This window comes from Streptomyces sp. NPDC001056 (assembly GCF_053598955.1).
Window position 1 is genome coordinate 72,226 of sequence record NZ_JBSFLI010000015.1, and the last position, 16,435, is coordinate 88,660.

General features: G+C 72.0%; 16 protein-coding genes and 1 pseudogene. 8 read left to right on the forward strand and 9 right to left on the reverse strand.

Annotation, left to right across the window (positions count from 1 at the left end; genetic code table 11):
* Genes ACWDD7_RS19370 through ACWDD7_RS19380 form a run of 3 tightly spaced genes read left to right on the forward strand, consistent with a single transcriptional unit; the run spans position 1 to position 2,707 of the window.
* Positions 1-849 carry an NADH-quinone oxidoreductase subunit B family protein gene (locus ACWDD7_RS19370; protein WP_450458208.1) on the forward strand — a complete coding sequence of 283 codons (849 nt, stop codon included), beginning with the start codon at positions 1-3 and terminating at the stop codon, positions 847-849.
* A gap of 35 nt (positions 850-884) precedes the next feature.
* Positions 885-2,231, forward strand: coding sequence for a Ni/Fe hydrogenase subunit alpha (locus ACWDD7_RS19375; RefSeq protein WP_450458209.1), 1,347 nt, complete (start codon positions 885-887; stop codon positions 2,229-2,231).
* The gene (locus tag ACWDD7_RS19380; protein WP_450458210.1) at positions 2,228-2,707 is read left to right on the forward strand and encodes a hydrogenase maturation protease; all 480 of its coding nucleotides are present in this window, start codon (positions 2,228-2,230) and stop codon (positions 2,705-2,707) included. The genes ACWDD7_RS19375 and ACWDD7_RS19380 overlap by 4 nt, the downstream gene beginning before the upstream one ends.
* Positions 2,708-2,897: 190 nt before the next feature.
* Here ACWDD7_RS19380 and ACWDD7_RS19385 read toward each other — a convergent pair whose 3' ends face one another.
* The 3 genes and pseudogenes from ACWDD7_RS19385 to ACWDD7_RS19395 form a co-directional block, all read right to left on the reverse strand.
* Complete coding sequence (locus ACWDD7_RS19385) at positions 2,898-3,158, reverse strand: DUF1918 domain-containing protein (RefSeq protein WP_450458272.1); 261 nt, start codon at positions 3,156-3,158, stop codon at positions 2,898-2,900.
* A gap of 204 nt (positions 3,159-3,362) precedes the next feature.
* Positions 3,363-4,685, reverse strand: a pseudogene (locus tag ACWDD7_RS19390) (nicotinate phosphoribosyltransferase); the annotation flags it as partial.
* A gap of 288 nt (positions 4,686-4,973) precedes the next feature.
* A complete protein-coding gene (locus ACWDD7_RS19395) occupies positions 4,974-5,651 on the reverse strand; it encodes a CBS domain-containing protein (RefSeq protein WP_351870953.1) in 678 nt (225 codons plus the stop codon).
* A 269-nt stretch (positions 5,652-5,920) separates the two neighbouring features.
* Here ACWDD7_RS19395 and ACWDD7_RS19400 point away from each other — a divergent pair, with 269 nt between their 5' ends.
* Positions 5,921-6,763 (forward strand): universal stress protein, encoded by an 843-nt coding sequence (locus tag ACWDD7_RS19400; RefSeq protein WP_450458211.1) that lies wholly within the window; start codon positions 5,921-5,923, stop codon positions 6,761-6,763.
* 119 nt (positions 6,764-6,882) lie between these two features.
* Positions 6,883-7,665, forward strand: a complete 783-nt coding sequence (locus ACWDD7_RS19405) for an STAS/SEC14 domain-containing protein (protein WP_450458212.1) — start codon at positions 6,883-6,885, stop codon at positions 7,663-7,665.
* 50 nt (positions 7,666-7,715) lie between these two features.
* On the opposite strand, the gene ACWDD7_RS19410 is transcribed toward ACWDD7_RS19405, so the two are convergent.
* Entirely contained in the window at positions 7,716-9,263 is a 1,548-nt protein-coding gene (locus ACWDD7_RS19410) for an MFS transporter (RefSeq protein WP_450458213.1), read from the reverse strand.
* Positions 9,264-9,698: 435 nt separating this feature from the next.
* Between ACWDD7_RS19410 and ACWDD7_RS19415 the strand changes: the two genes are divergently transcribed.
* Positions 9,699-10,271: a dihydrofolate reductase family protein gene (locus ACWDD7_RS19415; protein ID WP_450458214.1), complete on the forward strand. Its 573-nt coding sequence runs from the start codon at positions 9,699-9,701 to the stop codon at positions 10,269-10,271.
* Positions 10,272-10,567: 296 nt separating this feature from the next.
* Here the strand turns inward: ACWDD7_RS19415 and ACWDD7_RS19420 are convergent, their stop codons facing one another.
* Entirely contained in the window at positions 10,568-10,978 is a 411-nt protein-coding gene (locus ACWDD7_RS19420; protein ID WP_450458215.1) for a hypothetical protein, read from the reverse strand.
* Positions 10,979-11,420: 442 nt separating this feature from the next.
* Here ACWDD7_RS19420 and ACWDD7_RS19425 point away from each other — a divergent pair, with 442 nt between their 5' ends.
* Entirely contained in the window at positions 11,421-12,500 is a 1,080-nt protein-coding gene (locus ACWDD7_RS19425) for a GNAT family N-acetyltransferase (protein WP_450458217.1), read from the forward strand.
* Here ACWDD7_RS19425 and ACWDD7_RS19430 read toward each other — a convergent pair.
* Complete coding sequence (locus tag ACWDD7_RS19430; protein ID WP_450458218.1) at positions 12,490-13,452, reverse strand: FAD-dependent oxidoreductase; 963 nt, start codon at positions 13,450-13,452, stop codon at positions 12,490-12,492. The genes ACWDD7_RS19425 and ACWDD7_RS19430 overlap by 11 nt on opposite strands.
* Positions 13,449-13,796 (reverse strand): hypothetical protein, encoded by a 348-nt coding sequence (locus ACWDD7_RS19435; protein WP_450458219.1) that lies wholly within the window; start codon positions 13,794-13,796, stop codon positions 13,449-13,451. The genes ACWDD7_RS19430 and ACWDD7_RS19435 overlap by 4 nt, the downstream gene beginning before the upstream one ends.
* 404 nt (positions 13,797-14,200) lie before the next feature.
* Here ACWDD7_RS19435 and ACWDD7_RS19440 point away from each other — a divergent pair, with 404 nt between their 5' ends.
* Complete coding sequence (locus tag ACWDD7_RS19440; RefSeq protein ID WP_392216551.1) at positions 14,201-14,677, forward strand: RidA family protein; 477 nt, start codon at positions 14,201-14,203, stop codon at positions 14,675-14,677.
* 10 nt (positions 14,678-14,687) lie between these two features.
* On the opposite strand, the gene ACWDD7_RS19445 is transcribed toward ACWDD7_RS19440, so the two are convergent.
* Both ACWDD7_RS19445 and ACWDD7_RS19450 read right to left on the reverse strand, forming a co-directional pair.
* The gene (locus tag ACWDD7_RS19445) at positions 14,688-15,527 is read right to left on the reverse strand and encodes a PhzF family phenazine biosynthesis protein (protein ID WP_351870981.1); all 840 of its coding nucleotides are present in this window, start codon (positions 15,525-15,527) and stop codon (positions 14,688-14,690) included.
* Positions 15,528-15,627: 100 nt separating this feature from the next.
* On the reverse strand, positions 15,628-16,431 hold the full coding sequence (locus tag ACWDD7_RS19450; RefSeq protein ID WP_351870984.1) for a 2OG-Fe(II) oxygenase family protein: 804 nt from the start codon (positions 16,429-16,431) through the stop codon (positions 15,628-15,630).
* Between the last annotated feature and the right edge of the window lie 4 nt (positions 16,432-16,435).

Here is a 16,435-nt window from a genome sequence, read left to right on the forward strand (position 1 = left end):
ATGACCACCCAGCCCGTACCGGCCACCGACCCGCGGCCGACGCTCGCCGTGTGGAAGTTCGCCTCCTGCGACGGCTGCCAGCTGACGCTCCTGGACTGCGAGGACGAACTCCTCGGCCTCACCGAACGCGTACGGATCGACCACTTCCTGGAGATGACCCCGGTCGAGGGCGCCGACGGGGGACGCGCGCGGCTGGAGGGCCGGGGACCGTACGACCTCTCCCTGGTCGAAGGGTCGATCACCACCGCCGAGGACGCCGAGCGGATCCGGCACGTCCGCAGCGTCTCCCGGTACCTGGTCACCATCGGAGCCTGCGCCACCGCGGGCGGCATCCAGGCACTGCGCAACTTCGCCGACGTCGACGACTTCCTCGCCGCGGTCTACGCGCGGCCGGAGTACATCTCCACGCTGGCGACCTCGACACCGATCTCGGCCCATGTGCCGGTCGACTTCGAACTGCGCGGCTGTCCCATCGACCGCCGCCAGCTCATCGAGGTCATCACCGCCCACCTGGCCGGACGCAGACCCCGGATCCCCGGCCACAGCGTCTGCTTCGAGTGCAAGCGGCGTGGCACCACCTGCGTCACCGTCGCCCACGGCACCCCCTGCCTGGGCCCGGTCACGCACGCGGGGTGCGGTGCCCTCTGCCCCGCCTTCGGACGCGGCTGCTACGGCTGCTTCGGACCGTCCGACAAGCCCGACCTGCGCTCGATGGTCGCGCAGTTGCGCCGCGACGGGATGAGCGAGCGGGACATCCTGCGTGTCTTCCGCACCTTCAACGCCGCGTCACCGGACTATGCACCCGTACCCGACCTCGCGGCCGAGGAGCGCCGAAATCCTCCGGCCTGAAGGAACCTGACGGACACCCGCCCGGAGAGGCCCGCATGAACCGTCGCGCAACCCGCGTCCTGCGACTGGACGCGCTGGCCAGGGTGGAGGGCGAGGCCGCCCTCCACCTGCGCGTCGAGGGGGACCGGGTCACCGAGACGCGGCTGCGCATCTATGAACCGCCGCGCTTCTTCGAGGCATTCCTGGCCGGCCGGGGCCACGCCGAGCCTCCCGACATCACCGCCCGCATCTGCGGCATCTGCCCGGTCGCCTACCAGATGAGCGCCTGCCAGGCGATCGAGAACGCCTGCGGCGTCACGGTGGACGGCCCCCTCGCGGAACTGCGCCGCCTGCTGTACTGCGGTGAGTGGATCGAGAGTCACGCCCTCCACATCTATCTGCTGCACGCCCCGGACTTCCTCGGGTGCGCCGACGTCGTGGAGCTGGCCCGTGGCCGACGAGCCGCGGTCGAGCGCGGACTGAGACTCAAGCAGACCGGCAACGCGATCCTCGAACAGCTCGGCGGCCGTCCCATCCATCCGGTCAACGTCCGGATCGGCGGTTTCTACCGGACCCCGGCACCGGACGAACTCCGTCCGCTGGCGGAACGGCTGCGGCAGGCCCGGGACGACGCGCTGGAGACCGTCCGCTGGGTGGCGGCGTTCGAGTTTCCCGACGCGGTGTGCGACCACGACCTCTTCGCCCTGCGCGACCCGGGCCGCTACGCCATCGACTCGGGGACACCGGCGGTCATGGCAGCCCATGGCGACGGGCCGGTGCTCCGCCAGTTCCCGCCGTCCGACTTCGAACAGCACGTGCGGGAAGGGCAGGTGCCCCACTCCACCGCCCTGACGGCCCTGCTCGACGGCCGCCGCCACCTCACCGGCCCGCTGGCCCGCTACGCGCTCAACGGTCGATGGCTGCACCCGCCGGCCGCCGAGGCGGCGCGGGACGCCGGCCTCGGCGACCCGGCCACCGGCGCCCGCTGCGACAACCCCTTCCGCAGCATCGTCGTACGGGCCGTCGAAGTGGTGCAGGCCGTCGAGGAGAGCCTGCGGATCATCGACGGATACGAACGCCCTCCCCGGCCGGCCGTCGAGGTCCCGCCGCGCCGGGGCGTCGGTTTCGGAGCCACCGAGGCTCCCCGGGGCCTGCTGTACCACCGCTACGCGCTCACCGAGGACGGCACCGTCACCGAGGCCCGCATCGTCCCGCCCACGGCCCAGAACCAGACGGCCATCGAGGACGATGTGCGCAGGGCCGTGCAGGCCCGCCTGGACAGGGCCGGGCCCGCCGCCGACGACGAGGAGCTCACCCGGCTGTGCGAACGGGCCATCCGCAACCACGACCCCTGCATCTCCTGTGCCGCCCATTTCCTCGACCTGACCGTGGAACGCGCATGAGCGGACGGGTCGTGGTGATCGGTGTGGGGAACCCCCTGCGCGGTGACGACGGAGTCGGTCCGGCGGCGGTGGAGGCCCTGCGCGGCCGTGTCCCCGACGAAACCGTTCTCACGGTCAGCGACGGAGAGCCCGCGCGCGTGCTCGAACTGTGGCGCGGCGCGGACACGGTGGTCGTGGCGGAAGCCCTCCGGGCGAGCCCCGCCCGGCCAGGGAGGCTGCACACACTCACGGCGGCGGAGGCGGCCTCGCGAACGGTGGGCACGGCGAGTACGCACGCGTTCGGCCTGGGGGAGTGCCTCGCCCTGGCGGAGGCCCTGGACCGGTTGCCGCCGAGGCTCGTGGTGCACGCCGTGGAGGTGGCCGACACCGGACTCGGCGCGCGCATGAGCGAAGCGGTGCGATCGGCCCTGCCCGAGCTGATCGACCGGATCGCCGCTTCCGTACGGCAGGCACACGAACGGGACCACGGAGGGTGAGGGGACGGAACATCCCCGGCGCGGGCCGAAAGCCGTCATGGCCGATGGGCCCGGCGCCACGCGGTCCCGCGCCCGACCGCCGGCGGACGCGGCCTCGTCGGCGGCCGGCGCCAGTGCCGTCCGGTGGGCCGGGTCGGGACCGGCGCCCACCACGATCGGCCGGCGGTCACCGGGCCGGGACATCGTCTCCTTAGGTCACCAGATGCCTGATGTACGCGTCGGAGCCGGGGAAGTACAGGGTCACCCGTCCGTTGTCGAGCCAGCGCACGTCGTAGGGCGGGCTGCCGTCCGGACGATGGAGTCCGACGATCTCACCGTCCCGGGCGACGACCCCGGCCGAGGTCCCGCGCACGACGATCTCGTCGCCGACACGGGCGCGCATCGAACTGCCGATCGCTTCGGGTCCGGTTACGGCCCGGCTGCTCTTCCGTGCCGACGCGCGAGCGGACATCACCCCCGCCTCCTCCTGTGCGGCGCGGAGGGACGTCGCCGCCGCCTCCCTGGAAGGCGCCGGCCACCGGGACCTGCCAGGGGCCGCGGGTCCCCGCGCCGCGCCTGCGGCTCCTCCGCCGCGCGGAGCGGGTCGCCGGGCAGGGACCGCCGGCGCGGACGGCTGGTGCACCGGCCTGTCCGGGGGCGCGGCGCGGTGCTCGTGGCGCAGACGGGCTTCGATGTCGGCCCGCACCGAGGCGGTCAGCTCCACAAGGGCCTGGGACGGGACCGGTCGGACCGGCTCGGGATCCCGGATCCGGCGTACCGCGTCGGGCTGACGGGCGATGTCGTCACGGAATCGCTCCCGTGCGTCCTGCCAGTGGCCCGGCGAACAGGTCCGGCGCCCGTGCCGCATGACCGTGCACAGCAGCGGCCGCGCGGAGACCGGTGGCTCCTCCACCGCGAGGGCGATCACGTCGGGCTGTCCGGCGCGGCGGAAGACCTGCTTGCGACCCGGGGCCGTGACCTTGGCCGAGGACAGCTTCATCACCGGACGGCCGTCGTATTCGACGAGCTTGTACGCGGCGTCCAGATACGGGGCGTCCGCCGCCACACCCACCCGCGTCCCCACCGCGTACACATCGATCGGAGCACCTGCCCGTACCAGCCGGTCCACGCCGTACTCGTCCAGTCCGCCGCTCGCCACGATCCGCACGTCGGCCAGCCCGGCGCTGTCCAGGAGGGCGCGTGCCCGGCGCGAGAGTGCGTCGAGGTCGCCGCTGTCCAGGCGGATCGCGCAGCCGGGGCCGCGCCGGAGATCGTTCAGGACGCGGGAGGCGATGCGCACGCCCTCCTCGGTGTCGTAGGTGTCGACGAGGAAGGTGACCGGTCCGGGGTGACAGTGCGCGAAGGCGCGGAACGCCTGCTCCTCACTCGGGAAGGCCTCGACGTAGGAGTGGGCCATGGTGCCCGAGGCGGGAATGCCCAGGGAGGTGGCGGCGGCGACATTGCTGGTGCCGGCGAAGCCCACCATGGCGCCCAGCCGGGCGGCCTGGAGCCCGGCCCCCGGCCCGTGCGTGCGGCGCAGCGAGAAGTCGATGACCGGCTTGCCGGCGGCGGCCAGGACGCATCGTGCGGCCTTGGACGCCACGACCGTCTGGTGGCAGAGCTGGTTCAGCAGGTACGTCTCCACGAGCTGTGCCTGCGGCAACGGGGCGGTCACCTCCAGCAGCGGCTCACCGCCGAACACCACATGCCCTTCCGGAACCGCGCGCACCTCGCCCTCGAAGGCGAGGCCGAGGAGCGGTTCGAGATCCCGGACGGGGCGGTGCAGGGCCTCTGCGAACGCTACGACGTCCTCCCGCTCCACGCGGTAGTGGGCGAGGAACTCCAGCGCCGGCTCCAGACCCGCCGCCACCAGGAAGCCCCGGCCGGGCGGGAGCTCGCGGACGAAGAGGCTGAAGGTGGCCGGAGCCCCCATGTCCTCCCGGAGGTAGGACATGGCCATGGTCACTTCGTAGAGGTCGGTGGTCGTGACGTCGGACATGGTGATCGCCGCCGGATGTGGTGCTCCCTTGGTCTCAGTCTGACCGTGGCCGCACGGGACGGAAAGGACCACGTACTCCTGTCCACGGGCTGTTCGGCCTCGGCGCCACGGGTCCTCGCGTACCGAACGGAGAGGTCCGGGGCACCGCCCTGTGCCGACGGTACGAACCGAACACGGCGAGCAGGAGATCACCGGGCACCTCAGGGACGTCCGCTCGCGAAGCACGTGGAGATCCAGCATGGCACCTGACACCGGCCGGTGACACCGGGGGCCTCAGACCACCACGGGTCACCGCATGGTCGTGGGCCTGCCCAGGGCGGCGGCCGTGCCGGTGAGCCGAGTCTCGACGCCCACCACGCCCTCCACCGCGCGAGTGAGGCGCTCCGCGACCCAGATGAGCGAAGTGTCGTGCACGGGTCCGCGCAGGGTGACGATTCCGTCCCGTACGGACACATGGATGGCGTGGGCGAGGGCGGGGAACAGATAGGAGACCACGGTGCGGCGGACCTCCTCCTCGATGGCCTCGTCCGATCGCAGGAAGACCTTCAGCAGGTCGCCGCGGCTCACGATGCCCCGCAGCCGGTGCTCGTCGTCGACCACGGGAAGCCATGCGACGTGCTCCACGGACATGAGGCGAGCCGCCTGGGCGAGGGTGTCGTCCGGTCTCACCGTGACCACGGGCGTGGTCATCAGCTCCTCGGCCGTCAGCGCCGCTGCCCGCGCCAGGTCGGACCGACGCCTGATCCGTTCGAAGCGGGTGAGCCGGCGGCCGCCGAATTCCTGTTTGGGCAGCAGGTCGGCCTCGGAGACCACACCGACGACGTGCCCGTCATCCCCCAGGACGGGCAGGGCGCTCACGTGCCGCTGCTCCATGTCACGCACGATCTCCTTGAAGCGGGTGTCGCGCCCGACGGCCACCGCGGGCACGGTCATCACATCGCTCACGATGTGCGCAGCGTCAGCCATGTCCCGTTCCTCGCGCGAGCCGGCGGAGCTGGTTCCGCCGTATCGCCTCCAAGCATCACCGCAACCCGGCGCACCGCAATCCCGCCGGGAGCCGGCCCGGTAGGCGAACGTGGGAGAAGTGAGGAACGTGCCGTAGGGGTGCAGGTCCGCGGCCTCTTCATCCCCCTGTCGTACCTCCGGGTGGGCAGGTCGTCAGAATCAGGCGTGAACTGGTATGAGCCACGCACTTCGAGCGGCGAACAACGACGTCGGCATACCGGGAGAAGGCAATGACTGATCCGATCACGATCGGAGTCGACGGCTCCGGGCGAAGTCTGCGAGCCCTGCTGTGGGCCGCCCACGACGCGAAGCTGCGCCAGTGCCCCTTGCGTATCATTCACGTCCTGCCTCAGCTCCACTCGTACGCGACCACCGGAGAGGGACGTGCGTGGGAGGCGAGCAACTGGGACGAGGGCGTCACGACCGAGGCCACCGCCGTCGTGCGGGAAGCCCATCCGGACCTGGACGTCATATCCGCCCTCCCCACCGGCAACCCGGCGGCGGTACTGCTGGCCGAGGCGGAGCGCGCCCATACGATCGTGCTCGGCGCGAAGGGCATGGGCGGCTTCGGGAGTCTGTTCCTCGGTTCGGTCGCCTTGCAGGTGGTCGGGCACGCGGCCTGCCCGGTGGTGATCGTCAACCATCTCACCACCGGCCATGGCCGCGTCGTCGTCGGCGCCGACGGGTCGCCGCACTCCATGGCCGCCCTCGCGTACGCCTTCGAGGAGGCCGCGCTGCGCGGCGCGCAGGTGCAGGCCGTGCATGCCTGGAGCCATCCGGGCCCCCACGCGTACGTCAGCGCCGCCCAGGACGCCGTGGCCAAGGAGCACCTCCAGGCCCTCCAGGGATGGCTGGCACCCCTGCGCGAGGCGCACCCCCAGGTCGAGGTGGTGGAGCAGGTGCCCGACGAACCGCCGGTCGTCGCACTGGCACGGGCCTCGGACCGCGCCGATCTCCTGGTCGTCGGCTCGCGCGGAACGGGCGGCTTCCACGGCCTGGCCCTCGGTTCCGTCAGCCACCACCTCCTGCAGTTCTCCCAGTGCCCGCTGGCGGTCATCCGTCCACGGGAGTGAGATCACCGCTGGACGTCGCATGCCGACCGGGCGAGGTCATGGACCTGGACCGCCTGGAAGAAATCCGCAGGGCCGATTCAGCCGGCGGCGACGGGCGCCGGCGCAGAGAGGCGGACGCAATGCTTGAAAGAGCCCAGGACGTGCCCCCGAACGTCGACGTGGTCAAGGCGATCGGCACGGTGTCGAGGGACGACTACAAGGCGGTGATCGAGCCGCTCGTCGAGGACGCGCGCAGGCAGGGGCGCCGCATCAGGCTCCTGTGGGAGTGCGGCCCCGAGTTCCGGTCGTTCACCCCCGCGGCCGGCTGGGAGGACCTCAAGGTCGGGATCGGCGCGATGCGCCTGTTCGAGGGATGCGCCGTCGTCACCGACATCCGCTGGATCCGGGAGTGGACCCGGCTCGCGAGTTTCCTGATCCCCTGCCCCGTACGCGTCTTCGACGTGGACGATCGTGAGGAGGCCCTGAACTGGCTGGCCTCGCTCCCCGAAGGACCCGGTGTGTCCCACGACCTCCTCTCCGAGTCCGGGGTTCTGGTGGTCGACGTCGAACAGCCCCTGCGCGCCCAGGACTTCGACGCCCTGGCGCAGACCGTCGACAACTGGCTCGAAACCCACGACGCACTGGCCGGCGTCGTGGTGCACGCTCGTGAGTTCCCCGGATGGGAGAACATCGCGGGCCTGCTCGGGCACGTACGTTTCGTCCGTGACCACCACCGAAAGGTGGGGAAGGTCGCGCTGGTGGCCGACGCGAAGCTCGCCGAACTCGTGCCGCACGTCGCGAACCACTTCGTCCGGGCCGAGGTACGGCAGTTCCGGTACGCCGAACTCGACGAAGCCGTCGCCTGGGCCGGGAGCCCGCCGTCGACCCGAACCGACAGCCCATCAGGTCCGTCCGCGTCCTGACGGGAACCGGGTCCCCGACGCACCGAGGCGACCGCGGAAGGTCCCGCGGCTCACGCGGGGTGGTGCGCCCGACGTCTTCTGCGGCTGGGCATCAGCAGGAGGGCCGCCACCGCCACGACGAGCGGCAGGCCGCTCACGGTCAGCATGGTGAGCCGCAGACCGTCGGCGAAGTCGAGCCCGAGGTCCAGTCCCGAAGCCTGTCGGAGCAGGTTCGGGTCGTAGACGGCGCCTCCCGGGTTCTGGGCCATGCCGCTGCGCACGGCGTCCACGGCCTGGGCGGCCTGGGTCACCGTCAGCCCGCGGGTCTTCGCGTCCGCCAGCCACTCCCGCTGGAAGAACTGGTTGAGAAGCATGAGGTACACGGTGGGGCCGAACGCGGAGCCGCTCACCGCGAAGGCCATCTGGACGGAGGCCACCGTGCCGGACTGCCCCGCGGGTGCCTGGGAGAGCACCGTCTCGGACACCGATGCGGAGGCGACGACCGAGCCGAGGTTGCACAGCCACGTGGCGAGCACCAGCAGCCACACCGCCATGGTGGGGCTGGCCGTGCCCGCCGTCAGCAAGCCGCTCGCCGCCATCACGAGCAGGCCGGTGACCATGACCGGCCTCGGGGTGTACTTCCCGACCAGGTGGCCGGCCAGGATCACGGCACCGGCGATCAGCAGTGTCCCGGGCAGGTACAGCAGCCCGATGGCTTCGGGGGACATCGACAGCACGACGCTGCCGAACTGCCCCAGGACGATGCCGAGCCCCGCGATCAGGAAGTTCAGCGTCAGGGTCGCGGCCAGGGCCACGCTGAAGGGCGCGCTGCGGAACAGCGCCAGGTCCACAGCGGGTTCCGGAGCCCGGCGCGCATGGCGTACGAACAGCGCGGCGGCGAGCGCACTGATCGTCAGCGGCACCCAGGTCTCGGGCCGGGAGACACCGTTCTGCGCCGCCGCGAGCCCGACGACGAGGGCCAGCAGGGTCACCCCGACCAGAGCGACACCGGGCACGTCGACGTGACTGCCCCGGCGGACGGGAGACTCCGGGACGTGGCGGGTGGTCAACCAGAGCGAGACCAGGCACAGCAGGGGGGCGATCAGGAACAGGAACCGCCAGCCGACCGCCGTCACCGCCCAGCCCGTGAAGGCGGGTAGCAGCCCGCACAGGACCACGTCCACGGCCATCAGGACACCGATGGCCACCGGTCGTCTCTCCGCCGGCACGGACACCTTCAGCAGAGCCAGCGGCACGCCCAGCAGCGCCGTCATCCCCAGCCCGGCCAGGAAACGCATCGCCATCAGGAAGCCGTAACCGGGGGACAGGGCGGACAGCAGGTCGACGACCGTCACGACGACCAGCCCCAGCCGCAGCAGCCGTTTGAGTCCGACCGTGTCCCCGAGCCTGCCCGCGGCGAGGACGGAGGCGGCCATCACCAGGGTCGCCGCTCCGCCCAGCAGTCCGACCGCCTGCGGCGGCACATGGAGCGCCCGGCTCACCTGCGGCATGTTCAGGTTGAGCACCAGCGGGTCGATGACCGTGACCGTGAAGGCGAGGGCGAGGGCGAGGACGACCGGCAGGGGCACCGAGGCGGAGCGTGACCCTGCTGCCGCCATCACCAGACCTCCCGTACGCCCGCGTCCCGTGCCGTTCGACGGTAACCCGGCCGGCGCGTGGCGCCGTGTTTCCCCGTGCGGACGCGCGCGGAAGACAGACACTCGGCTCAGCGGCCGTTGCGCGCGCGCCGTGCGGGATCGTCACCGCCCCGCCTCCCGGGGGCTTCCACCGGCCCGGAACAGACGAGCAGGCGGCTCGGGGCGGGGCGGTCCACGGGCTGCCGGCGCGTGGCTGCCCGCCGCCCGCGGGCCGGAGCGGAAAGGGGCGCAGCCGCTCTTTCCATGATCAAGATATAGCGCGCCAGGGGGCTTGCGGCAAGCCCCCGGCGGTGCCGCAGAATCGCCCACCCGAGCCGGAAACACGAGACGGGGCCGTCGCCCCCGCCGGCGCGACCTGATCCGTACTCACCTCACTCCCCGAAGAAGGAGCAGCCCTTGCGCAAGCTGACCTACTACGTCGCCGCCACCCTGGACGGCTACATCGCCGGTCCCGACGGTCAGTACGACTTCTTCCCCTTCGGCGGCGAGGAAGCCGCCGCGATCCTGGCGGACTTCCCCGAGACCATGCCCACGCCCGCACGGGAGCCGCTGGGGATCGCCGACCGGGCCGCCCGGCGGTTCGACACGGTCGTCATGGGCCGCGCGACGTACGACCCGGGCCTGAAGGCCGGGCTCACCAGCCCGTACGCCCACCTCCGCCAATACGTCGTCTCCCGTACGCTCGTCAGCCCCGATCCGGCGGTGACCGTGGTCGACGACCCGGTCGCGCTCGTCCGCGAGCTCAAGGCGCAGGACGGCATGGACATCTGGCTGTGCGGCGGCGGCAAACTGGCGGCCGCGCTGCGCGACGAGATCGACGAACTGATCATCAAGCGCAACCCGATCGTGATCGGTTCCGGCATCCCGCTGTTCGACGGCCCCTTCGCCCCGACGGACTTCGCCGTGGCCGGCACGCGGACCTTCGACTCCGGCCTCACCATCACCACCTTCTCCAAGGTGGTGCGCTGAACGCCGCCATGACCGGCCCGGCGGCCCCCGGTCGCGGCAGCACCGGACCCGGCGCCCGGACCGTCGCCTCGTGAGCTCACGGGCGCCCCGCGGCCCCATGGCGCGTGCCCGAACCCGCCTGTGGCGGGCATGAGTCGGCGGGACGGACCGACGAGCCCTCAGCCTCGCTCGTGGCCCGGGGGCTACCGCGCGGGAGTCCGGGCGGCCGGTGCGGCGACCGTGCCGATCGGGCGGGACCGCCCGGCGCGTGATCCGCCACGCGCCGGGCGGTCCCGGTCGTCAGGACGGCGCGGTCGTCACTTCAGCTCGATCACCAGGCCGAAGTCGTTGCCCCGGTGCCAGCCGGTGCTGATCTTCGGGCTGCCGTGCGTGTCGTCGGCCCAGCCGTAGAAGTGCTGCCAGGTCACGTCGTCGCCGTACCAGTGGTTGTAGTCGGTCTCCGCGTACGCCTGCACGGCCTTGCCGTCGCGCTTGGTGTCCCACAGGTAGAAGGCCCCGGAGGCGTACGACGTGCCGTTGACCTTCTTCGTGCACTCCATGTACTTGGCGGCACCGCCCTTGATGTGGATCTCCTTCCAGCCGCTGCACTTGGTGGCGGTGGCGTGGACCTGGCCGGCGCCCGGGGCCGCGATCGCTGCCGAGGGCGCGATGAGCCCGGCTGCCAGAGCAAGTCCGGCGGCGGCGAGGGCGAGACGCTTGCGTGACATCACCTGAACCCTTTCCGTCGGCCGACGGATGACCCCCGAAGAGTCCTGCGAGTCCGTCGGCACGGCATTTCTCTCTCTACTCGTGACGTAAGGAGCAGACAGGTGGTTCCGGGCAAGTCTCCCGATTTCAGCCATGTTTGCTCAGAGTGTGGTGAATCGTTTCATCTCGGTGGCTCGCGTCGCATGGGCCGGGCCGACCCCGGCGGGACCCCGCCACCAGCGCCGATTACCGATCGGCTCGCAGGGGCACGGTACGAGGGGCAAAGGCCCTGGGGGCGCGGGCAGAAGTAGGGAACGGGGCGATATGGACGTCATCTCCACCCGGCCGGCGCGTCCAGCTGACCTGTCCCGGCTGTGCGGGCTTCTGACCGAATGGTGCGGGCCGTCCGCTGTGCCGTCGCCGACGCATCTGGCCCACGCCGTAACGCATGGGCTGGTCCAGGTGGCGGAGGCCGACGAAGCGCTGGTGGGCTGCGCGGCTGCCGAGATTCCCTCGGCCGCACATGTGCGGTTGTTCGTGATAGCGGTCCACCCCGGGAACCGGCGGCGGGGCCTCGCGTCCCGTCTGTTGCGGGAGATCCTGGAACGGGCTCCGGACAGGCCGCAGGAGCGGTCGCTCGTCTCCGCGGTCGCCGGAACCCGGGAACTGGAGGTGATGCGGTTCCTGCTGGCTCGCGGGTTCATAGGGACGCGGACCCTGAGAACGGGTACCGACGCCGAACTGCTCATCCATTACCAGTACAAGTTGCCCGTGGAGTACATCGATCCCGATGCCCGCCACCTCGTGCCGGTCGCGGCATCGGAGCAACTCGTGGACTCTCTCGCACCCGCCGACCAGGCGGTCACCGCGCTGGTGGAACTGGCCGGTCTCCCCGCCTTCGAGATCGCCCGGTTCGAACGCGACGACCCCGCCTCGCTTCAGTCCGGGGAGGCCGCCGCGGGTATCGCCTTCTCGGGATCACTGCTGGCGGCGATCACATTCATCCTGGGTTTCTCCTTCACGTCGAGCCGGTTCCCCGACGACGTGCGCCTCCTCCTCATCGGCGCGACCTTCAGCACCATGCTCTCGCTGATCGTCTACGCGAGCGCGTCCGGAGAACTCGCCCGCATTCGGGCGAACTCCTTCGGGAGGATCATGAAATGGGGAAACGTACTGTCCGAGTACGGCGGTGTACTCCCGTTCCTGATCTCGCTTCCCGTCACCTACGCCGAAGTCAGCCGGAATCCGTGGACGACCATGGTGCTGGCCGCCCTGCTCAGCGGCGCGATCATCGGCTACGAGCGATCCGAGTTCTCCATCGCCCACCGCTTCCGGCACAACAGGGCCGAGGTCGCGCTGATGGCGCTGACCGGGGTCTCCCCGAGCGTCGGCGCGGCCATGGTGGCCGTCGGGACGGTGACCTGGCCCTGGACCGCCGTCCTGGCCGCCACCCTGGCCCTGCGCACCTGGCTGTACCTTGCTCGCCAGGGCGCGGAGGCGGGGATCGCGGAGCACCGTCGACGGTGGCAGATCAGGGCGTGATCCCCATGGCTCGCCGGGCACGTCCCGCGGCCTCCCGCGCACACCCCCAGGAGAGGGTGATCCCGGCGCCGCCGTGACCGTAATTGTGCACGACGAGTGTGCCGCCCCGGGACTCCTCCGTGAAGCGGATCTCCGGGCGCACCGGGCGCAGCCCCACCCGGTGCTCGATCACCCGAGCGCCCGCCAACGCGGGTTCGACTTCGGCGCAGCGCAGCACGATCTGCCGGGCGGCGTCCTCGTCAGGCCTGACATCCCAGCTGCCCGGTTCGGCCGTCCCTCCCAGGACGACCGCGTCCCTGTGCGGATAGATGTACGTGAGGACGTCCGCGTCCGGGGTGTCGTCACAGAAGAACGACCGGACACCGGGGTTCTCCACCACGACCAACTGGCCGCGCACCGCGTCGACCAGGGGGTCGGCGGCAAGCGACCGGGCACCGGCGCCCGCACAGTTGACAACGACGTGGGCCGGCCCGTGCGTCGCCTCGTCGAGCGTCGCGTACCTCCGGTACCGAATGCACCCACCGGCCCGATCGAGCCGCCGGACGAGGTAGGCGAGGTATCGGGGCATGTCGATGACCGGCGCCCGATACCGCCACCCGGTGACGTAACCGGGCCGGAGTTCGTCGGCGGGACACGGGCGCGCCTTGACCAGACGTGTCCAGGCCGGGAGTTCGCGCGGCAGCCGGGACTCGTGCGTGCCCTCCACGAGGCTGACGCCCGTGTCCGTCTCGGCGCTCAACTCGCCCAGTACCGACAGGGTGTCCCGGCTCCAGCGCTCGACCAGCGCGGCGGGCTCCGCGAGATAGGGGTCCCACATGGCGCCGGCGGCGGCCGAGGTGGTCGACCCCGGCCGCCGGTCGCTGATCACCTGGACGTCGACACCGGTTTCCGCCAGGCACACGGCTGTCGTGAGCCCGATCACCCCGGCACCGATCACCACGACACCGCTCACGGCCGCACGTCCTCTCCGCGCGGGCGGGACGCCTTCTCGGGGCGGGGCCGGGCGAGTACGGAGGCCAGGACGGGCAGAGCGATGCCACGGCCGGAGACGACCGCCACCGTGCGGCCGAACGACGGCACTTTCCCTAGGCGCAGGGCGGCGACCGGGACGGCATCGGAGCCCTCGGTGACATGGCCTCGGCCGGCGGCGAGGCAGCGGAGTGCGTGACGGATCTCCGTCCCGGTGACGGTGACCAGCCCGTCGACGTACCGCGCGACCAGGCCGACGGTGGGCGGGCCCGGCTCGACGTCGTCGGCCGGTCCGCCGGCGACGGTGGCGCCGACATCGCCAGGCACCCGCCGACCCGCGGCGACCGGGCGGCGGCGGACCGGCCGCCGGCGTCGGCCCCTGGGCGGCGACCCTCCCGGTCGCGCGTCCGACCCGGTCGGCCGGAGGCACTCCAGCTTCACTGCCGGGTGCCGTGCCGTCCCCCCGCCCGCATCGAGCGGCGCGGGCGGCCGGGCGGCAGCTGCCGGGTCCTGTGTTCCCATGGCGTCGTCCGATCCCCCGGGTTCATCCGACGGTGGTGGTCCCGGGGAACTCAGGTTAGAGGCCACGTGTTCCTGCCTGAAAGAAGGCGGAAGGCCGGCTTCGAAGGCGGACGGCCGCTGCGCGGACACGACGAACAGGGCGATACGGCCGCCATGAGCCCGGGGCGGTGCCACGATGGTGCTCTTCGTCCAGGTACCGGGAGGGACTTGTGAGCGCCGACATCCGCCGAAGGCTGGCCGGGCTCGGGCTGCGACTGCCGGAGGTGAGCGCGCCCAAGGGGGCGTACGTTCCGGCCGTGCGCAGCGGCGCGTACGTCTTCGTCTCCGGCCAGATCCCGTTGACCGACGGGCAGATGACCGCGACCGGGAGGGTCGGGGCGGAGATCTCGCCGCAGCGGGCCCGGGAACTGAGCAGGCAGTGCGCGCTGGCGGCGCTGGCGGCCGCCGACTCGGTGGTACCCCTCGAAAGGGTGGTACAGGTGGTGAAGGTCGTGGGCTACGTGTCCTCGGCCCCCGGGTTCATCCGGCAGGCCGAGGTGGTGGACGGGGCGGGCGACCTGCTCGTCGAGGTGTTCGGCCGGTCGGGTCGGCACGCGCGCAGTGCCGTCGGCATGAACATCCTGCCGCTCGACTCGCCGGTGGAGATCGAGGTACTCCTCCAGGTGTCCGAGGACGACGCCCGGTAGCCGGGACCGTTCAGGAGATGGGGACCGCCGTGCCCGTCACCTCGATGCCGCTGGACGGGTCCGCCGGGATTCCCACCGTCAGGAGGCTCGGGCGGCCCATGTCCACGCCCTGGTGGACGGTCAGTACCGTGGGCGGCGCGACGAGTCCGTTGCCGCGGAGGTATCCGCCGAGGGCCGCGGCCGCCGCACCGGTGGCCGGGTCCTCGACGACGCCGCCCGGCGGGAAGGGGTTGCGGGCGTGGAAGACGGTGTCCGACTCGCGGTGCACGAGGGCGATCGTCGTCCAACCCCGGCGCGCCATGAGGGCGTTGAGCGCCGGCATGTCGTAGTCGAGGTCGGCCAGTCGCGCCCGGTCGGCGGCGGCGATGACCGGGTGCCAGGCGCCGGCGTAGGCGACCTGGGGCGGCAGAGCCGGGTCGAGGTCGGCCGCGGACCAGCGGAGGGCGGCGAGGAGCTCGGCGAGGTCGGCGTCGGAGAGGTCCGTCGTACGGGGCTCGACGCTGACCAGGGTGGCCGTGACGGAACCGTCGGGGGCGGTCGAGGTGGTCACGGGGACGGTGCCCGCCTTGGTGTGCAGCAGCAGGCGGCCGACGCCGTGCCGGGAGGCGTGTGCGACGGCCGTCGCGATGGTGGCGTGGCCGCAGAACGGGACCTCGGTCCGGGGGCTGAAATACCGGATGTCGAGAGACCCGTCGGGGCGCGGGACGGTGAAGGCCGTTTCCGAATAGCCGACTTCGGCCGCGGTGGCGGCCATCGTCGCTTCGTCGATACCGGCGGAGTCCAGCACCACGCCTGCCGGGTTCCCGCCCCGGGGGTCGCTGCTGAAGGCCACATAGCGCAGGATGTCCATCGGCCGAACGTAGTCGCTCCGTCATCGGTGCGTCAAAGCGCTCTGCCACAGCGCGGTCGATACGTCGTGCCGTGCGCCGGCCGTTGCCGGGCGGGCGCCCTCAGGCCCAGGTGACCAGTTGCCCGGACGAGGCGAGTCCCACCGCGAACCCCAGCGCCACCCGGCGGGCGCCCCGACTGGGGCGTACGGCGTGGAAGTAGCGGGGGTCGATCAGCAGGGCCTCACCGACGCACGGGGTGATCTCCAGGGATTCGGCGCCGCGCACGACCGCCTCGTCGTACCCGTAGGAGGCCGGCAGCCGGTACGCCTCGTCCTCCGGTTGCCAGCGGTGCCGCCACAGCACCGTCTCGCCGCCCGAAGGGGGGACGCTGAGATAGAGGTTGAAGGCGAACTGGCCGATCAGCGGAGTGTCGAGCAGGTCCTCGGTGTATTCGCGCGACGCGTCGTCGAAGTGGACGAGGAAGCCCTGGTTGGGTTCCCTGGCCACCCCGTCGCCGAGTTCGCGGCCGCCCCGCCGGCCGACCGCCACGCCGCCGGGCCAGTGCGCGCCCAGTGCCTCCCGGCAGACGGCGAAGGGGTCGAAGGAGAGGTCGAGGGCCCGCCATGCCCGGTCGTGCCCTTCCAGCGCCTCCCAGTAGCTGTCGGCGACCCCGCCGTCCGCCATGTGGTCGCTGATCCCCACACCGAAGCGCATGACCGGCGGCTGGACGCGTGCCGTGCCGTACGAGTCGAACGTCCTGCGTTCCAGGGCGCCGAGGACCTCGTCGCAGCGCTCGGGGGAGAAGAAGCCGGGCACCCGGACGGCCGCGTACCGTCCGGCGGCGAGGCCGGAGAGGAGCCGGTGGGTGAAGGCGGTCGCGGTGGCGACGCGGAAGAACGGATCGTGCGGCGCGACCCGCGGCATGTCC

What these genes read in the sequence shown, in the direction of transcription:
- ACWDD7_RS19370 (WP_450458208.1), top strand. Translation starts at nt 1, where the DNA reads ATGACCACCCAGCCCGTACCGGCCACCGACCCGCGGCCGACGCTCGCC.
- ACWDD7_RS19375 (WP_450458209.1), top strand. Translation starts at nt 885, where the DNA reads ATGAACCGTCGCGCAACCCGCGTCCTGCGACTGGACGCGCTGGCCAGG.
- ACWDD7_RS19380 (WP_450458210.1), top strand. Translation starts at nt 2,228, where the DNA reads ATGAGCGGACGGGTCGTGGTGATCGGTGTGGGGAACCCCCTGCGCGGT.
- ACWDD7_RS19385 (WP_450458272.1), bottom strand. Translation starts at nt 3,158, where the DNA reads ATGTCCGCTCGCGCGTCGGCACGGAAGAGCAGCCGGGCCGTAACCGGA.
- ACWDD7_RS19395 (WP_351870953.1), bottom strand. Translation starts at nt 5,651, where the DNA reads ATGGCTGACGCTGCGCACATCGTGAGCGATGTGATGACCGTGCCCGCG.
- ACWDD7_RS19400 (WP_450458211.1), top strand. Translation starts at nt 5,921, where the DNA reads ATGACTGATCCGATCACGATCGGAGTCGACGGCTCCGGGCGAAGTCTG.
- ACWDD7_RS19405 (WP_450458212.1), top strand. Translation starts at nt 6,883, where the DNA reads ATGCTTGAAAGAGCCCAGGACGTGCCCCCGAACGTCGACGTGGTCAAG.
- ACWDD7_RS19410 (WP_450458213.1), bottom strand. Translation starts at nt 9,263, where the DNA reads ATGGCGGCAGCAGGGTCACGCTCCGCCTCGGTGCCCCTGCCGGTCGTC.
- ACWDD7_RS19420 (WP_450458215.1), bottom strand. Translation starts at nt 10,978, where the DNA reads ATGTCACGCAAGCGTCTCGCCCTCGCCGCCGCCGGACTTGCTCTGGCA.
- ACWDD7_RS19445 (WP_351870981.1), bottom strand. Translation starts at nt 15,527, where the DNA reads ATGGACATCCTGCGCTATGTGGCCTTCAGCAGCGACCCCCGGGGCGGG.
- ACWDD7_RS19450 (WP_351870984.1), bottom strand. Translation starts at nt 16,431, where the DNA reads ATGCCGCGGGTCGCGCCGCACGATCCGTTCTTCCGCGTCGCCACCGCG.